This is a genomic window from Hyphomicrobium sp. (assembly GCF_009026145.1).
GTDB lineage: Bacteria > Pseudomonadota > Alphaproteobacteria > Rhizobiales > Hyphomicrobiaceae > Hyphomicrobium_A.
The window spans coordinates 1-20,039 of sequence record NZ_WBUE01000013.1; the positions used below are offsets into that span (position 1 = coordinate 1).

Below are 20,039 nucleotides of genomic sequence, written 5' to 3' on the forward strand. Positions count from 1 at the left end.
CCGGTGCGCCGCCGCGGCCGCCGCGCTGGCGCTGGGCACCGCGACCGCCGCGCCCGCGGCGCTTCTTGCCCGCCTCGGCGAAGTCCTCCGCCGACGGCGGCTCGCCAATCCACACCACCGGCTCGCCGAGCATCTTCTCGATGTCCTTGAGCGATTTCAACTCGTCGATCGTCACCAGCGACGTGGACACGCCCTCCTTGCCCGCGCGGCCGGTGCGGCCGATGCGATGCACGTAGTCGTCCGACTGCCACGGCAAGTCGAAGTTGAAGATGTGGCTGACGTCGGGGATGTCGAGGCCGCGCGCGGCGACATCGCTCGCCGCCAAGAGCTTCAACTCGCCGGAGCGGAACTTGTCGAGCGTCTCCATGCGGCTCTTCTGGTCCATGTCACCGTGCAGCGCGCCGGCCGAGAAGCCGTGCTTGACGAGCGACTTGTGCAGGATCGCCACCTCGACCTTGCGGTTGCAGAAGATGATCGCGTTCTTGACGTTCTGGCTCGAGATGAGCTCACGCAGCACCTCGCGCTTGGCCCAGTCCTCGCCGTTGTCGCAAAAACGGAACAGCTGGGTGATGGTCTTCGCCGTCGTGGCCGGCGGGGCCACCTCGATGCGCTCTGGATTGGTCAGGAACTGGCTGACGAGGCGGGTGATCTCGGGCGGCATCGTCGCCGAGAAGAACAGCGTCTGGCGGCGCGGCGGCAGCAGCTTGCAGATGCGCTCGATGTCAGGGATGAAACCCATGTCGAGCATGCGGTCGGCCTCGTCGATGACGAGGATTTCGACGCCCATCAGCATCACGCGCCCGCGCTGGAAGTGATCGAGCAGGCGCCCGGGGGTGGCGATCAGCACGTCGACACCGCGGTCGAGCTTCTTCACCTGATCGTCCATCGACACGCCGCCAATCAGCAGCGCCAGGCTCAGCTTGTTGTTGATCCCGTACTTCTCGAAACTCTGCGCCACCTGCGCGGCGAGCTCGCGCGTCGGCGCGAGAATCAACGAGCGCGGCATGCGTGCCCGCGCTCGCCCCGTCTCGAGGCGGGTGATCATCGGCAGCACGAACGATGCGGTCTTGCCGGTGCCCGTCTGGGCGATGCCGAGAACGTCGCGTCCCGTTACGGCGATCGGGATGGCGGCAGCCTGAATGGGCGTCGGCGACGTGTAGCCGGCAGCGGATATGGCTGCCTGCACCTTGGAGCTCAGACCGAGCTCCGCGAAGGTCTTAGTTTCCAAAAGTAAACTTCTCCGTCCTGCGTTCATGCATTGCCCGCGCCAACGCCTTCTTGGCGGCAGCGGGTGACGGAGCGCAGGGGTATTGGGATTGCCTAAAGCGGCTAAGACAAAAAGCGTAGATCTCGAAAAGGGACTAATCGAATAGCATCCCCTGCGCTCGAGCCGCTCGTGTGCTGACACATGTTCGGTAAAAGCGCAAGAAAAACCGCGGGATGTGGCGTCGAGCCGCGGCTTTTCCTGCTGTGGATAGTGTCACGAATTAGTCGTTATCGTCGATCAGCCAGCGCCCCAGGAGGCCGCCCAAGACGCCGCCGAGGATGGGCGCCACCCAGAACAGCCACAGCTGCGCTAAGGGCTCGCCGAGCGCGATGACGGCGGTCGCCAGGCTGCGGGCCGGGTTCACGGAAGCGTTGTCGACGGGGATGGCCATGAGGTGGATGGCCGACAGCGTGAGGCCGATGGCGATGGCCGCAAAGCCGGCCGGCGCCCGGTCGGAGGTGACGCCCATGATGACGAAGATGAAGAGGGCCGTCAGCACCACCTCGATGACGAAGGCCGAAAGCATCGAATATCCGTCGCCGCCGTACATGTTGGAGGCGAAGTTGCCGACTTCGAAGCCGCCGCTCTTGCCCGAGGCGATGAGGTAGAAAACGATGGCGGCGGCGATGCCGCCGAGGCATTGCGCCACGATGTAGGCGGGGGCCTCGCTCGCCGAGAAGCGGCGCCCGGCGACGAGCCCCAGAGTCACGGCGGGATTGAAATGTCCGCCGGAGATGTAGCCGACGGCGAAGATCATCGCCATGACCGAGAAGCCAATCGACAACGCGACGCCGACGATGCCGGCGATCGGAAACGAAAATAGTGCCGCACCGAGCACCGACGCCACGAGCATGAAGGTGCCGATAAATTCGGCGGCGAGTGCTCTGATCCGCATGTCTCCTCCCCATTGCTGTCTGTGCTTCGCCGACGAACGCACACCGCAATCGGGTGACACTTGCCGAAGCATGACAAGGCACCTCGCGACCCAATTACTAATGCTTCACGCGAACATTGGGCAACGGCACCCCGTGCATTGCATGCATCGGCGTAACCCCAATGCAACGTCGTCGCAGCAAATCGGTTGCCTTGGCTGGGCGAATTACGGTTTGCCAGAATAGGTTGAACGGATTCGGCGAACCGCAGCGCTCAGGACGGGAAACTGCACATATGACAGCTCATGAAGCGACCGCGGGTGTTTCTGCGCGCAGGCTGCAGGCCGAATCGCAACCCGACAAGCCGAATCGGCAGACCGGGGAGGAAGTGAAGGCGCTCAAGGCGCGCGACAACGTCACCAATTGGTGGCCGCTCGCCCGCATCTACCTCATCATCGTCGCATCGGTCGCCGGTGCCGTCTGGATGATCGAGGCGGCAAGAGCGGGCGACATCTCCTGGTGGTGGGCAGTGCCCGCAACGATCGTGGCGATCATCGTCATCGGCGCTTCGCAGCATCAGTTCGGCGGCGCCATCCACGAAGGCACGCACTACATTCTCTTCGCCAACCGCACGCTCAACGAGTTGGCCTCCGACTGGCTCGGGGCGTTCCCGATCTTCACCACCACCTACCACTATCGCCTGCATCACCTCGCCCATCACCAGTTCGTCAACGATCCTGAGCGCGATCCCGACATCAGCCAGCTGCAAGACAGCGACCACTGGCTGGACTTTCCCATAACGCACGTCGAGATGCTGTGGGCGCTGTTGAAGCAGCTGTGGCTGCCCAATCTCTTCCGCTACACGATCGTGCGCGCGCGCTACTCTTCGCTCGGCGGCGGTGCGCATAACCCCTATGCCGATCCCGAGCGGCCAGGCTCCATCCGCCCGTTGCGCGCCGGCATCCTGTTTGCCGTGGGCGCGCCGCTCATCGTCGTGCCGCTCACCATGATGGGGAACTGGCTGGCGGTCGCGATCATCCTGCCGCTGATGTGGGCCGTCGTTGCCGGCATTCTCTGGATGCTTCCCGACGAAGCCTACCCGCGCACGCGCCTCGCTCCCGTGATCCCGCTGCGCTACATCGGCATCGGCCGCGTGACCTACCTGGCGCTGCTCTACGGCGCGCTGTCGGCGGTGCAACTCGCCGGCTGGGGGCCCGCGTGGGCCTACTTCGGACTGCTGTGGCTGGTGCCGGTATTCACGACTTTCCCGCTGTTCATGATCCTGCGCCAGTGGGTGCAGCACGGCAACGCCGACCGCGGACGCTACACCAACACGCGCGTTTTCCTCGTCGGCCCGCTGGTGCGCTACGCCGTGTTCCCGTGGGGCATGGACTATCACCTGCCGCACCATCTCATGGCGTCGGTGCCGCACTACAACCTCAAGCGCCTGCATGAGGTCCTGCTGCGCGATCCCGAGTACCGGGCAAAAGGGGTCATCGTCGAGGGCTACTTCGGCGACGAGGACAACGCCAACGGCCGCCCGACGGCCATGGGCGTGCTCGGCGCGGCGCACGCGCCCAAGCGGCACGAGGCGGCCTACGTCGACAACGCAGCAATAGAGTATGCGGATATCGCCGACGCGGCCGGCATCGCGCGCGAGGTCGAGGCCTCGCTGCGCCGCGGCCAATGAGTAGCGTCACCGTCGAAGAGGCGACGGGATCAAGCTTGCCAGCGCGGCGCTACGAGGCGCGATCGGTGCGTTCATAGAGTTCGCGCGTCGCGGCTTCGCGCCGCTGCTTCGCGCGCCGGCTCTCCGGCTCCTCGGTCTTCTCCTGGCCGTAGAAGATGAAGGCGCCGAGGACCGCGGCGCCGACGAGCACCACCAAAAGCCACATCCAGGCCGTCATCTCGGTTTCCTCGCCATTGTGCGCAGATTACCGCTGCAAACATAACGGCCGGGGCCGGCAGACGTTCCATGCCGCCGCAGGTTTGAAATTCCGGCCGCTCGGCAATAATGAACGGGAAAGCCAACGCGCCATTGGAGCGGCGCAAACGCAAAGGTCGCGGGCGCCAGTGCCCGCGACCTTTGTTATTCCCACGCCATCGCCGTCAGGCGATGCGGCTCACCACCAGGGGAACTTGCCGCCGAACGGGCCGTACGGGCCGCCGCCATAGCCGCGGCGCCGGCGGCGGTCATAGCCGTCGTATCCGTATCCGTACCCGTAGCCCCAGTAGTCGTCGTAGAACTCGGGCCTCGGCTTCGGACGCAGGATGATGCCGCCCTGCGGCTCGCCGCTGAGCAGGACGATAAAGTCAGTGGCCTTGCCGGTTTCCTTGTGTGCCACCTCGTCGGAGACGATGAGCGAGGAGCCAGGCAGCACCAGCTCGGAAACGCGCTGCACGGTCTCCGCGGGTATCTCGATGCGGTCGAGGGCGGCGCTTGCCGCTGCCACGTCCGTGGGGATGCCGGGGACGGACGCGTTGCGCGGATGGCGGTTCATGCCGCTGCTCTGCTCGGGCTCGCCCGGCTGGCGTCCGGCGATGGACACGACGTTCCAGCGCATGTTGCGCCCGCCCGGCTGGTAGTCGACGGCGGTAAAGGTGTGCGTGCCGATCGGGGTCTCAGGATCGCGAATAGTCACGTCGCCTTCGTAGATCTGCTCCATAGCCTGGCGGATATAGAGCTTCTTGGCCTTCAGGCTGATGAACACCGAGACCGGCGACAGCTTGCGTTGGGCGTCGCGAGCGGCTTCCGCTGCGACCTTCTGCTCCGCGTCGGCTGCCTTGAATGCTTCCTCGGCGCGCTTCAGCTCCTCGATCGCGGGCTTGTTCTCAGCCGTAACGGTCTCGAGCTTGGCCTTGGTTTCGGCGACCTTAGCGGTGGCCTTCGCCTTCTGCTCCTCGGCGCGCTTGATGGCGCTCTCCTTCTTGGCGCGAGCGAGGCTCTTCTCGGTGTCGGCCAGCCATTCGACCGCGTTCTTGTATGCCCTCTCGGCGCTGCGCAGGGCCTTGGTGGCGCGGGCGCTCTCACGCGTCCTCTGCTTCAAGATCAGGCGTTCGGCGTCGACCTTCCTCTCCAGCTCCTGGGCCTCCGCCGTCCTGGCGGCCATGATTGCCTGCAGCGCCGCGGTGCGCGTGGCGAGTTCGGGCGGATCGTTCGGCCCGCCGCCGACGTAGCGCGTGCCGTTGTCGTCATCGCTCGCCGTCGGCACCGAGATCGCCGCCGGGCTGAGCACCGCGACGTTGTCGCGGAACGGCGTCGGCTTGAACAGCAGCGGATGGGAGATGGGCGAGGGAGCCATGTTGTTGCGCGAGATGATGACGCGCATGCCGAGCTTGGTCTTGTCGAACAGCTGGTTGGCAAAGTCCTCGCGCAGGCGCACGCAGCCGTGCGAAGCCGGATAGCCGGGCAGGACACCGCCGTGCAGGGCAATGCCCGTCCAGGTGATGCGCTGCATGAAGGGCATGGCCGCATCGTCGTAGCGATTGGAGTAGTGCTCGCGGTTCTTCTGCAGAATCGCGTAGATGCCGGGTGGGGTATCGTTGGGGGTGGCGCCGCTGGACACCGGTCCCTGCATGATGGGTCCATCGGCATCGTAGATCGTAACGCGCTGGTCGCCCAAAGAGACGACGGCCAGCATCGGCTTTCCGGCTGGACGCGCCTGCTGCGGCTCCTGGTCCTGGTCGGCGGCCCGGCTGCTGCGCGAAGCGGCGGGCCCGGCGACGCCAACGGCCGCCGCCGTCAGCACGGCGAGGGAGAGGAGCGACGGGCGGCGACGCATCGTCGATAAAGACACCATGTTGAATAACCCTTAGAAAGCCCTAACCGCTGATCTAACTAGAGAAATCCTAAACTCCGATTAGCGCAGATGGATCCAGGCCGGGTGCGGCCCAAGCGGCTGCCTATACAATTTACATCGACGGTCAAGCTGTTCAATTCACCAGCTTCCTAGTGGTATCCGGCGATGCGGCTTTTTGCGGGACAGGATGCGGCGATTTCAGGGGCAAGCGGCTGTACTGCTCGTTCGGCGGGCACCCCGGGGCCGCTGCCACGGGTGTCATGATGGCTGATGCGGACCACCTTGAAATCGGCGCGCTGCTGTTCGAGGGCCTCGACCAAATCGACCTCAGCGGGCCATTCGAGGTCCTCTCGCGGCTGTCGAACTCGACTTATCGCATCTTCGCCAAGAGCCTCGAGCCGGTGCGCGACGTGCGCGGCCTGCGGCTTACCCCCGATGCGACGCTGGCGGACGCCCCGCGGCTCGACGTGCTGCACGTGCCGGGTGGCTTCGGGCAGCAGGCGCTGATGGACGACGAGGAAACGCTCCGCTGGGTGGCGCGCCAGGCGGCCGGAGCGCGATACGTGCTCTCGGTCTGCACCGGCGCCCTCATCTGCGGCGCCGCGGGGCTGCTCAAGGGAAGGCGGGCGACGACCCATTGGTCGGCGCACCATCTGCTGCCGCTGTTCGGCGCCATCCCCGTCGATGAGCGCGTGGTGATCGACGGCAGCCTCGTCTGCGCCGCCGGCGTGACGGCAGGCATCGACGGCGCCCTGCGCCTCGCCGGCCTGCTGCGCGGCGAGGACGCGGCCCGCACCATCCAGCTCTACATGCAGTACGCGCCCGAGCCGCCGTTCGACAGCGGCACGCCGCAGCGGGCGCCGGCGGCGATACTGGAGGCGGCGCGGCATTCGTTCGCCGCCATCACGCGCGAGCGCGAGGCGACGGCGCGCCGCGTCGCAAAGCGCCTTGGCATCGCCATGTGAGGCCGTCACCAGACGACATTGACGCCGGCGTTGCCGCGCTCGATCTCGAGTTCGCCGCCATCGACATCGGTCGTCTAGCCGGCGGTGCCCCATATCCCGACACCATCAGTAAGTTGCGCAACGATGCCGCCGCCGGCCTCGAGCGCCGTCGCCGCGTGCGAAGGAGCGGGGGCTCTGCAACACGCAGCTTTTGGCCGCACCGGCGAGCATGCCCGCATTCGTACATCGGTCATGAACAGGGCCTTCATAGCGAAGCAACTTCCGATCTTGATTCGAGGAGAGTGTGGGACCGATGCCGGCAATCGAAACGCAGATCGACATCGAGGCTCCAGCCAACAAAGTCTGGGGCTTCCTCACCGACTTTGCGGCGATGCCGACCTGGAATCCGTTTATCCGCCAGATCTCCGGCTCCCCTACGCCTGGCGCGCGCCTCAATGTGCAAATCGGGGCTCCCGGCCAGGCGGCGATGACGTTCAAGCCGACCGTGCTTGCCGCTTCGCCCGACAGCGAGCTGCGCTGGCTCGGAACCTTGATGGGGCGGTGGATGTTCGCCGGCGAGCACTATTTCCTGCTCGAGCCCATTAGCCCGCGTACAACCCGTTTCACGCACGGCGAGCGCTTCTCCGGCCTCTTGGCACCCCTGCTGATGCGCGGGCGGACGCTGGAGGCAACGCAGCAAGGCTTCATCGCCATGAACGAGGCCCTGAAGCAACGCGCGGAAGGTGGCTGACAATCGCGGCGCGGCGCCAGGCGATCAAATGTCCAGGTCGTGGGCGAACGCGGCGCGGTCCTGGATGAAGCGGAAGCGCGCCTCGGGCTTCGACCCCATCAGCGCGTTGACCGCCTCCGGTACGGCCTCAGCACCCTTGTTTACCCTAGGTTGACAGGTAAGATTAACGCCCGTTTTAGCTGTTGCGCCTCAGAGGGCTTTGACTTATATGTCAATTCGAGAGTGCTTGCGTGACCGAGTTGCTGAGAAAAGGATGTTTGAGGTTGTTCCACTCTTAGCGTCGTCAAAACCTCGGCCGAGGAGCGTTTGGGCCGAGGCTTTCGTATTTGAACAACTCAGCCCGGGCACTGCCACTGAGGAGTTTGCATTGGAGTCTGGCCGGCTGCGTCGAAAGCTCGAGAGTATCGTCACAGGCAAGCGAATCGTAGTCGGCGATCGCGGTGACAGGCACTGTGACGTGAAGCGCCTCGAGCCGTCAAAAACAGAGGTTTGGGAGATCCGCGAGCGCGACAATCCAAGTATCCGCATTTTTTTCCGTTTCATTGAGCGAGACTGCCTCGCGGCCACCAACATTCGCTTGGTCAGAGACCTATTCGCGATCAGGTGGTTGCGAAATGGCATGGAGATTTGGCCAATCTGGCGGATGGAAATCCGCCGCTGCAAAGCTATCTGGCGCAATCTGTTTCTGACGTACCCGCCTCACACTGGAGTGTGCATCGATGACTACATCTCAGACGCAATTGGATCAGGCACTTTCTGAGCCTCAGATCAATAAGTTTTGGCTAGGCTATTTCCAGGAGGGTTTCCGAGAGGAAGTCCACCAGCAGTTGCTTGAGATATTCGAGACCCTAAAGAAGAGTAGCGGATGGACGCGCTCCGATCTGGCCAGAAAGATCGGGCGGCGCCCTGAGCAGGTCACGCGCTGGTTGTCTGCTCCAACAAATCTTGAGATCGACACGATCAGCGACATGGCGCTAGGCATGCGAGTAGTGCCCAGACTACGGTTTGAGCCTGTGAAAGACAGCATCAGTGATGGAAAGCCAAATTTGACTAACCCTGTCGCTGATTTTGTGGCGGCAAGTACGGCCTCTCAAACAGTGCTGATGAAACCGACTCCGACTGCCGCCACATCCTATGAAATTCTGTCGCGGTCTGAGGCTGCTTAGGCCATGCTTGGCACCTTCCGAAACGTGAGCATATGCGAAGACGTGCGCGAGGAGGTTGGCAACAAGAAATCGCTTATGGGAGTATTTTCGGGGGACCTCGTAGTTCCGGTCTTCCCGGCTCGTATAAAGGTGGCCTTTTACGCAGAGTATATTCCTACTCCGGGAGTTGAATCGCACGAACTTACGTTTTCAATAGGAGTAGGCTCTGAAGAGGTTGCGGCGGCTGGAATTCGCGTCGCCACACCACAAGGCGAAGTGGCAACATTGATATTGCCACAGGGAATTGCGCAGTTTGAAGCGCCAGGAGATATTGTGCTGAAAGTCAGTTGTGAAGGGGAAACGAGAGAGCTGCTTCGCAAGTCAGTGCGGCTGCCGGATTAGAAGTCTTTTTTCGAGCGCGCCGCCACGGTTGTGCGGGCCGATCACACGGTTGTGCGGGCCGATCAAATATCCAAATCGTGGGCGAAGGCGGCGTGCTCCTGAATGAAGCGGAAGCGCGCCTCGGGCTTCGACCCCATCAGCGCGTTGACGGCTTCGCCGATGGCCGAGCGGTCGCCATCGCCGATCTCGATCCGCAAGAGTGTGCGCTTCTTGGGATCCATGGTCGTCTCTTTGAGCTGGGAAGCGTTCATCTCGCCGAGGCCCTTGAAGCGGCTGACCTCGACCTTCGCTCCCGGCTTGAACTCGCGCGCCAACAGCTCGGCGCGGTGCTTGTCGTCGCGCGCGTACACGGACTTCGCCCCGTGCGTGAGCTTGTAAAGCGGCGGCACGGCCAGGAACAGGTGGCCGTTGTCGATCAGGCCCGGCATTTCCTGATAGAAGAAGGTGATCAGCAGCGAGGCGATGTGCGCCCCGTCGACGTCGGCGTCGGTCATGACGATGACGCGCTCATAGCGCAGGTCGTCGTCGTTGTACTTGGTGCCGGTGCCGACGCCGAGCGCCAGGATGAGATCGGCCAGGAGCTGGTTCTGCGACAGCTTGGCGGATGAGGCATTGGCGACGTTGAGGATCTTGCCGCGCAAGGGGAGCACCGCCTGCGTCTCGCGCACGCGGGCGCTCTTTGCCGAGCCGCCGGCCGAGTCGCCCTCGACGATGAAGATCTCGGTGCCGGCCGCCGCTTGAATAGTGCAGTCGGCGAGCTTGCCGGGCAGGCGCAGCTTGCGCGTCGCCGACTGGCGGCCGATCTCCTTCTCGCGCCGGCGCTTCAAGCGCTCCTCGGCCTGGTCGATCGACCATTCGAGGAGCTTCGTCGCCTGCTGCGGGCTGTCGGCGAGCCAGTGATCGAAGGCGTCACGCACGGTCGATTCGACGATGCGCGCTGCCTCCTGGGTGGCGAGGCGGTCCTTGGTCTGGCCCTGGAACTCGGGCTCGCGAATGAACACCGACAGCATCGCCGCCGAGGTGCCCATCACGTCGTCGGCGGTGATCTGGCCGGCGCGGCGGTTGTTGACCAGTTCGCCATAGGCGCGCAGGCCCTTCGACAGCGCCGTGCGCAGGCCCGTTTCGTGCGTGCCGCCGTCGGGCGTCGGAATGGTGTTGCAGTAGGAGCGCGCGAAGCCGTCGTCGTCGGCGATCCAGGCGACGGCCCATTCCACCGAGCCGTGGCCGTTCTCGGCTTTGGTGCGGCCAGCGAAGATGTCCTTCGTCACCATCGTGCGCCCGGCGATCTCGCTGTTGAGGTAGTCGGCGAGGCCGCCCGGGAAGCGGAAGGTGGCGCTGGGGGGCGTCTCGTCCGTGATGAGCGCGGGATCGCAGCTCCAGCGGATCTCGACGCCGCCGAACAGGTAGGCCTTGGAGCGCGCCATTTTGAAAATGCGCGCCGGCTTGAAGGCGCAGCCCTTGCCGAAGATCTTCTCGTCCGGCTTGAAGCGCACCTTCGTGCCGCGGCGGTTCATCACCGAGCCGAGCTTCTGCAGCTTTGAGGTCGCCTCGCCGCGCGCGAACTCCATGCGATAGAGCTGCTGGGCGCGGGCGACCTCGACCTCGAGCTTTTCCGACAACGCGTTGACCACCGAGATACCGACGCCGTGCAGGCCGCCCGAGGTATTGTAGACCTTGCTCTCGAACTTGCCGCCCGAGTGCAGGGTGGTCATGATCACTTCCAGCGCCGGCTTCTTGAACTTGGGGTGCGGGTCGATGGGGATGCCGCGGCCGTTGTCGGCCACCGACAGATATCCGTCCTCGTCGAGCTCGACTTCGATCCACGTGGCGTGCCCGGCCACCGCCTCGTCCATCGAATTGTCGATCACCTCGGCGAAGAGGTGGTGCATCGCCTTCTCGTCGGTGCCGCCGATGTACATGCCGGGACGGCGGCGCACCGGCTCGAGGCCTTCAAGGACCTCGATGTCGGCGGCGGTGTAGCCGTCGGAGGCGTCGGGGTTGCGGCGGGCACGGGCCGTCTTGTCGGTCATGAAGCCTTCGATCGCAGAGAAGAGGTCGCGGACGGCTCCGGCCATGCGTCTTTCCCGTCGATGCTGCATGCCGTCCGGCACGGAACGCGGGGACGAATGGCCGAGAGCGGCGAATCCCTAGTTTGTGGTTGGAGATGACCTCGCATGCGCCGGCCCGGCTTGGCAAGCGCCGGCAATTCCTGAAGCCGATCAGGCGCCTACGTTGTCGATGAGGCGCGTTCCGCCGAGCCATGCGGCGCCCAGGACACGCAACGGCCGGGCGCCGGTCTCGCTTACCACGTGCAGCGTGTCGGCCTCGCGCACGGCGACGTAGTCGACCTTGGTGAATCCCGCGGCCGTGAGCTCAGCCGTCGCCGCCGCGCAGATCGCCTCGAGGGCGGGGAGCTGGTGCGCCTGCGGCGGCAGCGCCGGATCGCGCACCAATGGGGCCGGCCGCGGCGCCTTGCTCTTCGGCGCGCCGCCCCCGCTCACCACCTCGCGTGCCTTGGCGGCGACCTCGCGCAGCACGCGGTTGAGCGCCGGGGCGATCTTCCGCTCCTCGGCCGACAGGTAGACGTTGCGTGAGGAGAGGGCGAGGCCGTCCGCTTCGCGCGTTGTCGGCACGCCGATGATCTGCAACGGCATGTTCAAATCGCGTACCATCTGCCTGACGACGCACAGCTGCTGGTAGTCCTTCTCGCCGAACACGGCGGCGTCGGGCGTCGTGGCGCCGAACAGCTTGGCGCACACCGTGGCGACGCCGCCGAAGAAGTGCGGACGGAAGTCGCTTTCGAGGCCTTGGGCGGCGCCGGATGGAACGATGCGCGTGGCAAAGCCGTCCGGATACATTTCCGCCGCTGTCGGCGCCCAAACCGCATGGCAGCTCTCCGCCGCCAGCTTGGCGAGGTCGCCGGCCTCATCGCGCGGATAACGGGCCAAGTCCTCGTGCGGGGCGAATTGGCTCGGGTTGACGAAAATCGAGACGAGGGTGCGGCCGGCAAGCTCGGCGGCGCGCCGCACCAGGGCGAGGTGCCCGGTGTGCAGGGCCCCCATGGTGGGAACGAGCGCTATCTTGTGGCCGTCGTGGCGCCATTGCGCAATCACGCCGCGCACGTCGGCGGTGCTGCGCACGACCCTTGGCTGAGTGATCACCCTGTCAAGCCTCGCAACCTTCTGCGGCGGCAAGCTCTGGCGAGGCGCGGGCGCCGCGTCAAGTGCATGGGCCGCCGATGCGGGTTTGAGGCGCGCCGCGCCCCGATTTGCTAGAGTGGCGCGGATCGAATCGTGCAAAGCCGCGCATGCATGGGGACGCAATGGTTGCAGTGAAGATGGCCGAACTGGGTGACGAGGTCGAAGCGCGGGCCCGGCTCGTGCCGCCGCGCGATGAAATCGCCGCTAACCATCTCGCCGACGAGCAACGGCTGCTCGACCGGCTCCTCGAGCGCGCCGTGTTCAGCGACGACGAGCGCCGCCGCTCGAGCGATCTCGCCCGCCGGCTCGTCTATGCGGCGCGCGCCGATCGCGGCAAGCACGCCGGGGTCGATGCCTTCATGCGCGAGTACGGCCTTTCCAGCGAGGAAGGTATCATCCTGATGTGCATCGCCGAGGCGCTGTTGCGCATCCCCGACACCGAGACGGCGGATGACCTGATCGCCGAGAAGATCGCCGGCGGCCACTGGGAGAAGCACCGCGGCCATTCCGACAACCTGTTCGTCAACGCTTCGACGTGGGCGTTGATGCTGACTGGGCGCGTCGTCAAGCTGCGCGAGGCGCGCGGCGCCAACCCGTTCGACGCCCTAAAGCGCCTCGTCGCTCGCTCCGGTGAGCCGGTCATCCGCCAGGCGGTACGCCAGGCGGTGAAGGTGCTCGGCGATCAATTCGTGCTCGGCCGCACCATTCGCGAGGCGCTGGTGCGCGCGCAAGATTACGAGCAGAAGGGATACCTCTTCTCCTATGACATGCTGGGCGAGGCGGCGCGCACGCAGAAGGATGCCGACGTCTATTTCGAGCGCTATCTCGCCGCCATCGACGCCATCGGGCAGGCAGCCGGTCCGTTCGGCACCATGTACGCCAACGCGCTGTACGGCCGGCCCGGGCTGTCGGTGAAGCTGTCGGCGCTGCATCCGCGCTTCGAGCCGGGCAAGGAGGAGCGGCTTGCCGCCGAGCTCGTGCCGCGCATGCTCACGCTCGCCCGCGCGGCGCGCGCGCGCGGGCTGACAATCACCATCGACGCCGAAGAGCAGGACCGCCTCAACCCCACGCTCGAGATGTTCGCTACTATCCTTACCAACCCGGCGCTGGACAACTGGCACGGCCTCGGCCTCGCCGTGCAAGCTTACGGCAAGCGTGCCATCCCGACGCTGCGCTGGCTACGGCGGCTCGCCGAGCGTAGCGGCAAGCGCATCCCCGTGCGCCTCGTCAAAGGCGCCTACTGGGACAGCGAGATCAAGTGGGCGCAGGAGCGTGCGCTCAGCGATTACCCGGTGTTCACGCGCAAGCTGCATACGGATGTCTCGTATCTTGCCTGCATGCGGCTGCTGCTCAGCGACGTCAAATCGTTTCATCCGCAGTTCGCCACGCATAACGCCTATGCGATCGCCGCCGCGCACGTCGCGGCCGGTTCGGCGGCGTTCGAGTTCCAGCGCCTGCACGGCATGGGCGAGGCCCTCTACGACGAGGTCGTTGGCGACGGCGGCCTGATCAAGCGGCCGTGCCGCATCTATGCCCCGGTCGGCGGTCACGAGGACCTGCTGGCCTACCTGGTGCGGCGGCTGCTGGAGAACGGCGCCAATACCTCGTTCGTCAACCGGCTTGCCGACGACGAGGCACCGGTGTCGGAGATCATCCGCGATCCGGTCGAGGCGGCCCAGGCCGAGCGAGGCGGTGCCGGCGAGGCGCAACGCTTGATCGTGCGTCCGCGCGAGATCTACCTCCCCGAGCGGATGGCGGCCGGCGGCGTCCCCCTCACCGAATCCTCGGCGCGGCTGGCGCTGTTCACCGAGATGGGCGATGCGCTCGACGACGTCTACGAGGCGGGCCCCATCATCGGCGGCAAGGCGACGACGGGCGCGGACGGTGCGAGCCTCGTCACCTGCCCGCACGACCGCCGCGAGCGTATCGGCACGGTCCACATCACGACCCTGGCGCAGGCCAACGCCGCTATCGAGCGCGCCACCATCGCCGAACACGCCTGGAACAAAGAAGGTGGGGCCAAGCGGGCGCAGATTCTCGCCGCCGCCGCCGACCTTTTCGAGCGCGACAAGGCGCGTCTCATGGCGGTCGTCGTGCGCGAGGCGGGGAAGACGCTGGAGGACGCACAGGCCGACGTGCGCGAGGCGGTCGACTACCTGCGGTATTACGCGGCGCAGGCGCGCCGCTTGTTCGTTGGCCCCGTAGTGCTGCCCGGTCCGACGGGCGAGCGCAACACGCTGACGCTCAACGGCCGCGGCGTGTTCGCGTGCATCTCGCCGTGGAACTTCCCCTTGGCCATCTTTACCGGCCAGGTGGCAGCAGCGCTGGCGGCCGGCAATGCCGTACTGGCCAAGCCCGCCGAGCAGACGCCGATCACCGCCTTCCTGGCGACGCGTTTGCTGCATGAAGCAGGCGTGCCGGGCGACGTGCTGCATCTGTTGCCGGGCAGCGGACGCCTCGGCGAGGCGCTGGTCAAGGATCCGCGCGTCAAGGGCATCTCGTTCACCGGCTCGAACGAAACGGCGTGGGCGATCCAGATGGCGCTCGCCAACCGACGCAATGCCATCGTGCCGTTCATCGCCGAGACGGGCGGCCTCAACGCCATGATCGCGGACTCGAGCGCGCTGCCCGAGCAGGTGGTGCGCGACGCGGTGCGCTCCGCTTTCAACAGCGCCGGGCAGCGCTGCTCGGCAGCGCGCGTGCTGTTCGTGCAGGAGGAGATCGCCGATCGCACCATCGACATGCTGACCGGTGCCATTCAGGCGCTCGACATCGGCGACCCGTTCGACTATGCGACCGATATCGGCCCGGTCATCGACGAGGAAGCGCAGGACCGGCTCGACGGTCACAAGGTCCGCATGCAGCGCGAAGGCCGTCAGCTCGTCGACCTGATGCTACCTGAGGCCTGCCGCGCCGGCAGCTACGTGACTCCAGCGGCCTTCGAGATCGACAACCTCGGCGTGCTCGAACAGGAGGTGTTCGGCCCCATCCTGCACGTCGTACGCTACGAGCGTGGTGCGCTCGACAAGGTCGTCGCCGCCATCAATGCCAGCGGCTACGGACTGACGCTCGGCCTGCACAGCCGCATCGAGGCGGTCGCCGACTACGTGGCCGAGCATGCGCGCGTCGGCAACATTTACGTCAATCGCAACCAGATCGGCGCCATTGTCGGCGTGCAGCCGTTCGGCGGCGAGGGGCTGTCCGGCACCGGACCGAAGGCAGGCGGTCCCAATACGCTGTTCGCCTACGCCAGCGAGCGCGTGCGTTCCACCGACGTCACGGCGACCGGCGGCAACCTCGAACTGCTCACGTCGGCAACGATTACCGGTCGTTGACCGCCGGCTGGGATATTGCGGGGCTAGTGTCCCGATTCCGAAGTTCGCCAAAGCTCGCGGCTGGGTCGGCAGCGAACTTCGGAATCATAAGGGACACTAGGAGCATAGACTTGCTAGTGTGATTCAGATCGAGAAATTCGCTCGACTCCTCGCCGCTGATGATAGCGAATTTCTCGATCATCACACTAGACCGCGGATCGCCATGCTGTAGGCGAATGGCTCGTCACTGGGCTCGACCGATGATTACCCGTAAGCCAGTCGGAAAGACGCCGACGCCCGCCGGCGACCGCACGCGCCAAGCGCCGTCATCGCCGCCGGCCGCCGCCGGCGTGCCGACGACAGAGGCGTCCGCCGACGCCGACGTCGCCGCCTTCATCGCGCAGATGAAGTCGGTCGTTCCGGCCGCGACGGCAGAGCGTGGGCGCCTGGTGTTTGCCATGGACGCCACCATGAGCCGCGCGCCGACCTGGGATATGGCGCTGGAGCTGCAGGGCGAGATGTTCGCTGCCGTCAAGGCGGTCGGCGGGCTCGATGTGCAGCTCGTCTATTTCCGCGGCATGGGCGAATGCCGCGCCTCGAAATGGGTTTCCGATCCTGCCGCGCTCGCCCGCCTGATGCGCGGTGTGGCCTGCGAGGGCGGCCTCACCCAGATCGGCAAGGTGCTCAACCACGCGCTCGATGAGAGCAGGCGCCGCAAGGTCAACGCGCTCGTCTACGTCGGTGACAGCATGGAGGAGGACGTCGATCGCCTGTGCGCGCGTGCCGGCGAACTGGCGCTGCTCGGCGTGCCGGTGTTCCTGTTCCAGGAAGGCGGCGACGAGGTGGCGGCGCGGGCATTTCGCGAGATCGCGCGCCTGACCAAGGGCGCCTTCTGCCGTTTCGATCGCGGCTCGGCGCGCCAGCTGCGGGATCTTCTGACCGCGGTTGCGGTGTACGCCGCCGGCGGCCGCAAGGCGCTCCTCGCGCTCGGCCAGCAGCGCGATGGCGCCGGTGCGCGCCTTCTGCTCGAGCAGATGAAGCCCGGAGCGGCGGGCGCCTGATGCTCTACCTCGTCCTCGGCATGATCGCGCTCGCTCTGGGGCTGCTCGCTTTGCGCGGCTTCGCGCAGGCCAACCCGGCCAACGTGGCGCGCCGACTGCGCATCGGCGGCGGCTCGGTGGCGCTGCTCGTCGCCGCCGTGCTGTTCGTGCGCGGCATGGCACCGCTGGCCATACCGCTGGCGATGTTCGGCTCGTGGCTCATCTGGGGCCGCACCCTGCCGCCCTGGCTGGGGGGCGCCGGCAACACGCGACGCTCGCCGGGCCAGACCTCGCGCATTACGACCGAGCACCTGCAGATGGAACTCGATCACGATAGCGGCGAGATGCATGGGCGCATCCTCAAGGGAATGTTCGCCGGGCGGGCAATCGCCTCGCTCAGTCCTGCCGATCTTGGGCTGTTGTGGCAGGACTGCCGCCACACCGACCAGCGCTCGGCGCAGCTCATTGAGGCCTATCTCGACCGCATCCATCCGACGTGGCGCGAGGACATGGCGCGCGGCGAATCGGACATGAGCCGCGGCCCCGACGGGCGCATGACGGAGGAGGAGGCGCTGGAGATCTTGGGGCTGGAGCCGGGCGCCGACGAAGAGGACATTCGTCGCGCGCATCGCGAGCTGATGCTCAGGCTGCATCCTGATCGCGGCGGTTCCACCTATCTTGCCGCCAAGATCAACGAGGCGAAGGACGTTGCGCTCGAAGCGCTGAAGCCCTGACTTTTTTCTTCTGTCATCCCGATGCCGTGAGCGCAGCGAGCGGCAATCCGGGATCCAGCGCGAGAACTTGGCGTAGCCTCTATAGTTCTTTGGCGATTCTTCCGCTGGGTCCCGGGTCTCGCTCGCGATGCTCGCTTCGCCCGGGATGACAGAGGGATGGAGAGCTATTCGGCGCGGATGACGAAGCAGTCGATCTGCAGGCTCTTGAGGTGCGAGCACGTGGCGTTGGCGGCGGTCGCGTCGAAGCCGCGGAAGCGCGCGCGATACAGCTTGCTTGCACCGCTCTCGACCGGCACGGCGACGCCGCGATAGGCGTCGAGCATGCCACCGGCGCGCTGGCGCGCTGTCGACATGCGGCGCTCGGCCTCGGCCGAGTCGCCGTAGGCGCCGATCTGAATTTCGAATGGTCCGCGTGGGGCCCGAGGAGCAGGTGCGGCGAGCGCTGCGATCGGCTGTGGTGCCGGCGAGGGCTGCGCGCGCTCCAGGTGTGCCGCCTGTGCCTGCAGCGTCGATGGTTGCAGTGCGCCTGTCTGCGGCACGAAGCGGGGGAACGCGGCGGTGCTGCCAGCGTCCGGCATCGAGCCCCCTGCGCCGCCGACGGCGAACACGGGTTGCGCCGGCGCGCGCTCAGTGTGCGCGTTGCTGCCGATGCGCACGGCGCGCACCTTGGCGACGGCGATCGAAGTTTCGCGCTCGCGCGCCGAAGGTGGCGCCGCGGGCGCCGGCGGCGGTGCCTCGGGCGGCGTCGTCTGTGCAACCATGCGCGGCGGCGAGGCGCGAACCGGTTGCGGGGCGCGTGCGACGAGCGCCGGCCTGCGCGTGACCTGGCGCGAGGCCTTGGCGAGTGCGCGGGAGAGCAGCGACTGCATCTTGCCGTTGCGTTCGCGCGCCGTGTCGCCGCCGAACACCGCGGCGACAACATGCTTACCGTCGCGGCGCACGGAGGAGACGAGGTTGAAGCCGGAGGCGCGCGTGTAGCCCGTCTTGATGCCGTCGGTGCCCTTGTAGCGGGCGAGCAGCGCGTTGTGGTTGCGGTAGGTCTTGCCGCGATAGCTGAAGGTGCGGGTCGAGAACAGGCGGTAGTGGCGCGGAAAGTCGTCCTGCAGCCGCAACCCGAGCGTGACCATGTCGCGCGCCGTCGTCGTCTGCTCGGGGTCGGGGAGCCCCGAAGCGTTGCGGAAGGTCGTGTTGGGCATGCCGAGCTCGCGCGCCTTGCGCGTCATCAGGCGCGCGAAGTTGGCCTCGGTGCCGCCGATGTGCTGGGCGAGGGCAATGGCGACGTCGTTTGCCGACTTGGTTATCAGCGCCTTTATGGCTTGCAGAACGGTCAGCTCCTCGCCCGGCTCGAGGTCGAGCTTGGAGGGTGCCGCCGCGGCCCCCTCCGCGGTCATCTTGATCCTCGAATCGTAATTGAGCCGGCCGAGCTCGATCAGCTCGAACGTCATATAGAGGGTCATCATCTTGGTGAGCGAGGCCGGATAGACGGTCTCGTCGCCGGCTTTGTTGTGCAGCACGGCGCCGGTGTTGGCGTCGACCACCATCGATGCGGCACGCGGCTCGGCGGCCTGCGCGGGTCGCATGACCGCAAGAGTTATGCTGAGGGCGAGGGCCGCGGCAACGAAGCCCGCGAGCCGTCGCAGAGGGCTATGTGAGTTCAGCGCGCCGTACATCAACCGACAATCTCACCGTCTGTGCGAAGCGCACGCCCGCGCTTGAAAACGACATTGCTCGAAGGGGTTAGCCCAATTCCCCCGCGGACCTCCGTGGTGCCGGACGAGGCTTCAGGGGAGCATCGCTTTAGGGCCGCTTTACGACGCCCACGGGCCCTCGGCCGACGATGCTTCGATGGTCCTGTCCTGGCGTCAGATTACCTGCGGCGGTGCTTCATCGGGGTTAACCGGCGAGGGGGCGCCCGCCATATTGCATTGCAAAAAGAACTTGAAAAATTGTGCATTGCCTATAAGAAAGACGGATGGGTGAGGTCCTGATCAGGGCCAGGGGGCACTGCGCTGCGTCTTTCCTTTCGACAGTCTCTTAGGACACGGATGGCACCATGATTAGGAATTTCGAGGACATGCAGAAGCTAGGTCAGACCAACGTCGACAGCGCCATGAAGATGCTGGGCGAGTGGAACAAGAACTGGCAGGCGATTGCCGCCGAGATGAGCGACTACACCAAGCGCTCTTTCGAGGAGAGCACCGCCACGCTCGAGAAGCTCATGTCGTCGAAGTCGGTTGAGCAGGCCGTCGAGATCCAGACGAGCTATGCTAAGCGCGCCTACGACGACTATATGCAGCAGATGTCGAAGATCGGTGGCATGTACGCCAGCATGGCGAAAGAAGCCTACAAGCCGGTCGAGAAGATGCTCCAGAACGGCGGCTGAGCCGCCACCCCGCGCCAGCAGCTGCGGCATTGAAAAGCAGGGCCCGGCGCGCGCCGGGCCTTTTTTGTGTCCGGTTGCGTCCCCATCATATGCGTCCGGGCTCGTTTTCAGCGGCACCTGCCGTCCAGCGTCGGGGTGTCGCAAGGTGGGTCGCAAGCACTACTCGCGGGCAATTTGCAGCTACGGG

16 protein-coding genes are annotated in these 20,039 nt (G+C 65.9%); 9 read left to right on the forward strand and 7 right to left on the reverse strand.

All coding sequences use genetic code 11. The features are described from left to right. Both F9K20_RS11420 and F9K20_RS11425 read right to left on the reverse strand, forming a co-directional pair. Nucleotides 1-1,228, reverse strand: a 1,228-nt coding sequence (locus tag F9K20_RS11420; RefSeq protein ID WP_291001459.1) for a DEAD/DEAH box helicase, incomplete at its 3' end; no start/stop codon positions are given. Nucleotides 1,229-1,487: 259 nt separating this feature from the next. Further along, nucleotides 1,488-2,162, reverse strand: a complete 675-nt coding sequence (locus tag F9K20_RS11425; protein ID WP_291001462.1) for an aquaporin — start codon at nucleotides 2,160-2,162, stop codon at nucleotides 1,488-1,490. 272 nt (nucleotides 2,163-2,434) lie between these two features. Between F9K20_RS11425 and F9K20_RS11430 the strand changes: the two genes are divergently transcribed. Further along, complete coding sequence (locus F9K20_RS11430; protein ID WP_291001465.1) at nucleotides 2,435-3,829, forward strand: fatty acid desaturase; 1,395 nt, start codon at nucleotides 2,435-2,437, stop codon at nucleotides 3,827-3,829. A gap of 49 nt (nucleotides 3,830-3,878) precedes the next feature. Here the strand turns inward: F9K20_RS11430 and F9K20_RS11435 are convergent, their stop codons facing one another. Next, a complete protein-coding gene (locus F9K20_RS11435; protein ID WP_291001468.1) occupies nucleotides 3,879-4,046 on the reverse strand; it encodes a hypothetical protein in 168 nt (55 codons plus the stop codon). Between the two features lie 216 nt (nucleotides 4,047-4,262). After that, complete coding sequence (locus F9K20_RS11440; RefSeq protein WP_291001471.1) at nucleotides 4,263-5,939, reverse strand: L,D-transpeptidase family protein; 1,677 nt, start codon at nucleotides 5,937-5,939, stop codon at nucleotides 4,263-4,265. A 263-nt stretch (nucleotides 5,940-6,202) separates the two neighbouring features. Here F9K20_RS11440 and F9K20_RS11445 point away from each other — a divergent pair, with 263 nt between their 5' ends. The 4 genes from F9K20_RS11445 to F9K20_RS11460 all read left to right on the forward strand — a co-directional run bounded on the left by F9K20_RS11445 (nucleotide 6,203) and on the right by F9K20_RS11460 (nucleotide 9,181). After that, nucleotides 6,203-6,904 carry a DJ-1/PfpI family protein gene (locus tag F9K20_RS11445; protein ID WP_291001474.1) on the forward strand — a complete coding sequence of 234 codons (702 nt, stop codon included), beginning with the start codon at nucleotides 6,203-6,205 and terminating at the stop codon, nucleotides 6,902-6,904. Nucleotides 6,905-7,196: 292 nt separating this feature from the next. After that, nucleotides 7,197-7,634, forward strand: a complete 438-nt coding sequence (locus F9K20_RS11450) for an SRPBCC domain-containing protein (RefSeq protein WP_291001477.1) — start codon at nucleotides 7,197-7,199, stop codon at nucleotides 7,632-7,634. A 719-nt stretch (nucleotides 7,635-8,353) separates the two neighbouring features. Then, nucleotides 8,354-8,800, forward strand: coding sequence for a helix-turn-helix transcriptional regulator (locus tag F9K20_RS11455; RefSeq protein ID WP_291001480.1), 447 nt, complete (start codon nucleotides 8,354-8,356; stop codon nucleotides 8,798-8,800). Nucleotides 8,801-8,803: 3 nt separating this feature from the next. Continuing rightward, entirely contained in the window at nucleotides 8,804-9,181 is a 378-nt protein-coding gene (locus F9K20_RS11460) for a hypothetical protein (RefSeq protein WP_291001483.1), read from the forward strand. 62 nt (nucleotides 9,182-9,243) lie between these two features. Here the strand turns inward: F9K20_RS11460 and parE are convergent, their stop codons facing one another. Both parE and panC read right to left on the reverse strand, forming a co-directional pair. Then, nucleotides 9,244-11,211 (reverse strand): DNA topoisomerase IV subunit B, encoded by a 1,968-nt coding sequence (gene parE, locus F9K20_RS11465; protein ID WP_291001722.1) that lies wholly within the window; start codon nucleotides 11,209-11,211, stop codon nucleotides 9,244-9,246. A 189-nt stretch (nucleotides 11,212-11,400) separates the two neighbouring features. Beyond that, complete coding sequence (gene panC / locus F9K20_RS11470) at nucleotides 11,401-12,339, reverse strand: pantoate--beta-alanine ligase (RefSeq protein WP_291001725.1); 939 nt, start codon at nucleotides 12,337-12,339, stop codon at nucleotides 11,401-11,403. 164 nt (nucleotides 12,340-12,503) lie between these two features. Here panC and putA point away from each other — a divergent pair, with 164 nt between their 5' ends. The 3 genes from putA (at nucleotide 12,504) to F9K20_RS11485 (ending at nucleotide 17,469) form a co-directional block, all read left to right on the forward strand. Further along, nucleotides 12,504-15,716: a bifunctional proline dehydrogenase/L-glutamate gamma-semialdehyde dehydrogenase PutA gene (putA, locus tag F9K20_RS11475; RefSeq protein ID WP_291001485.1), complete on the forward strand. Its 3,213-nt coding sequence runs from the start codon at nucleotides 12,504-12,506 to the stop codon at nucleotides 15,714-15,716. A gap of 239 nt (nucleotides 15,717-15,955) precedes the next feature. Continuing rightward, complete coding sequence (locus tag F9K20_RS11480; protein ID WP_291001488.1) at nucleotides 15,956-16,756, forward strand: VWA domain-containing protein; 801 nt, start codon at nucleotides 15,956-15,958, stop codon at nucleotides 16,754-16,756. Then, nucleotides 16,756-17,469, forward strand: coding sequence for a DnaJ domain-containing protein (locus F9K20_RS11485; protein ID WP_291001491.1), 714 nt, complete (start codon nucleotides 16,756-16,758; stop codon nucleotides 17,467-17,469). The genes F9K20_RS11480 and F9K20_RS11485 overlap by 1 nt, the downstream gene beginning before the upstream one ends. A 164-nt stretch (nucleotides 17,470-17,633) precedes the next feature. On the opposite strand, the gene F9K20_RS11490 is transcribed toward F9K20_RS11485, so the two are convergent. Beyond that, on the reverse strand, nucleotides 17,634-19,139 hold the full coding sequence (locus tag F9K20_RS11490; protein WP_291001493.1) for a D-alanyl-D-alanine carboxypeptidase: 1,506 nt from the start codon (nucleotides 19,137-19,139) through the stop codon (nucleotides 17,634-17,636). Nucleotides 19,140-19,522: 383 nt separating this feature from the next. On the opposite strand from F9K20_RS11490, the gene F9K20_RS11495 reads away from it, so the two are divergent. Next, nucleotides 19,523-19,852, forward strand: a complete 330-nt coding sequence (locus F9K20_RS11495; RefSeq protein ID WP_291001496.1) for a phasin family protein — start codon at nucleotides 19,523-19,525, stop codon at nucleotides 19,850-19,852. Nucleotides 19,853-20,039: the final 187 nt, after the last annotated feature.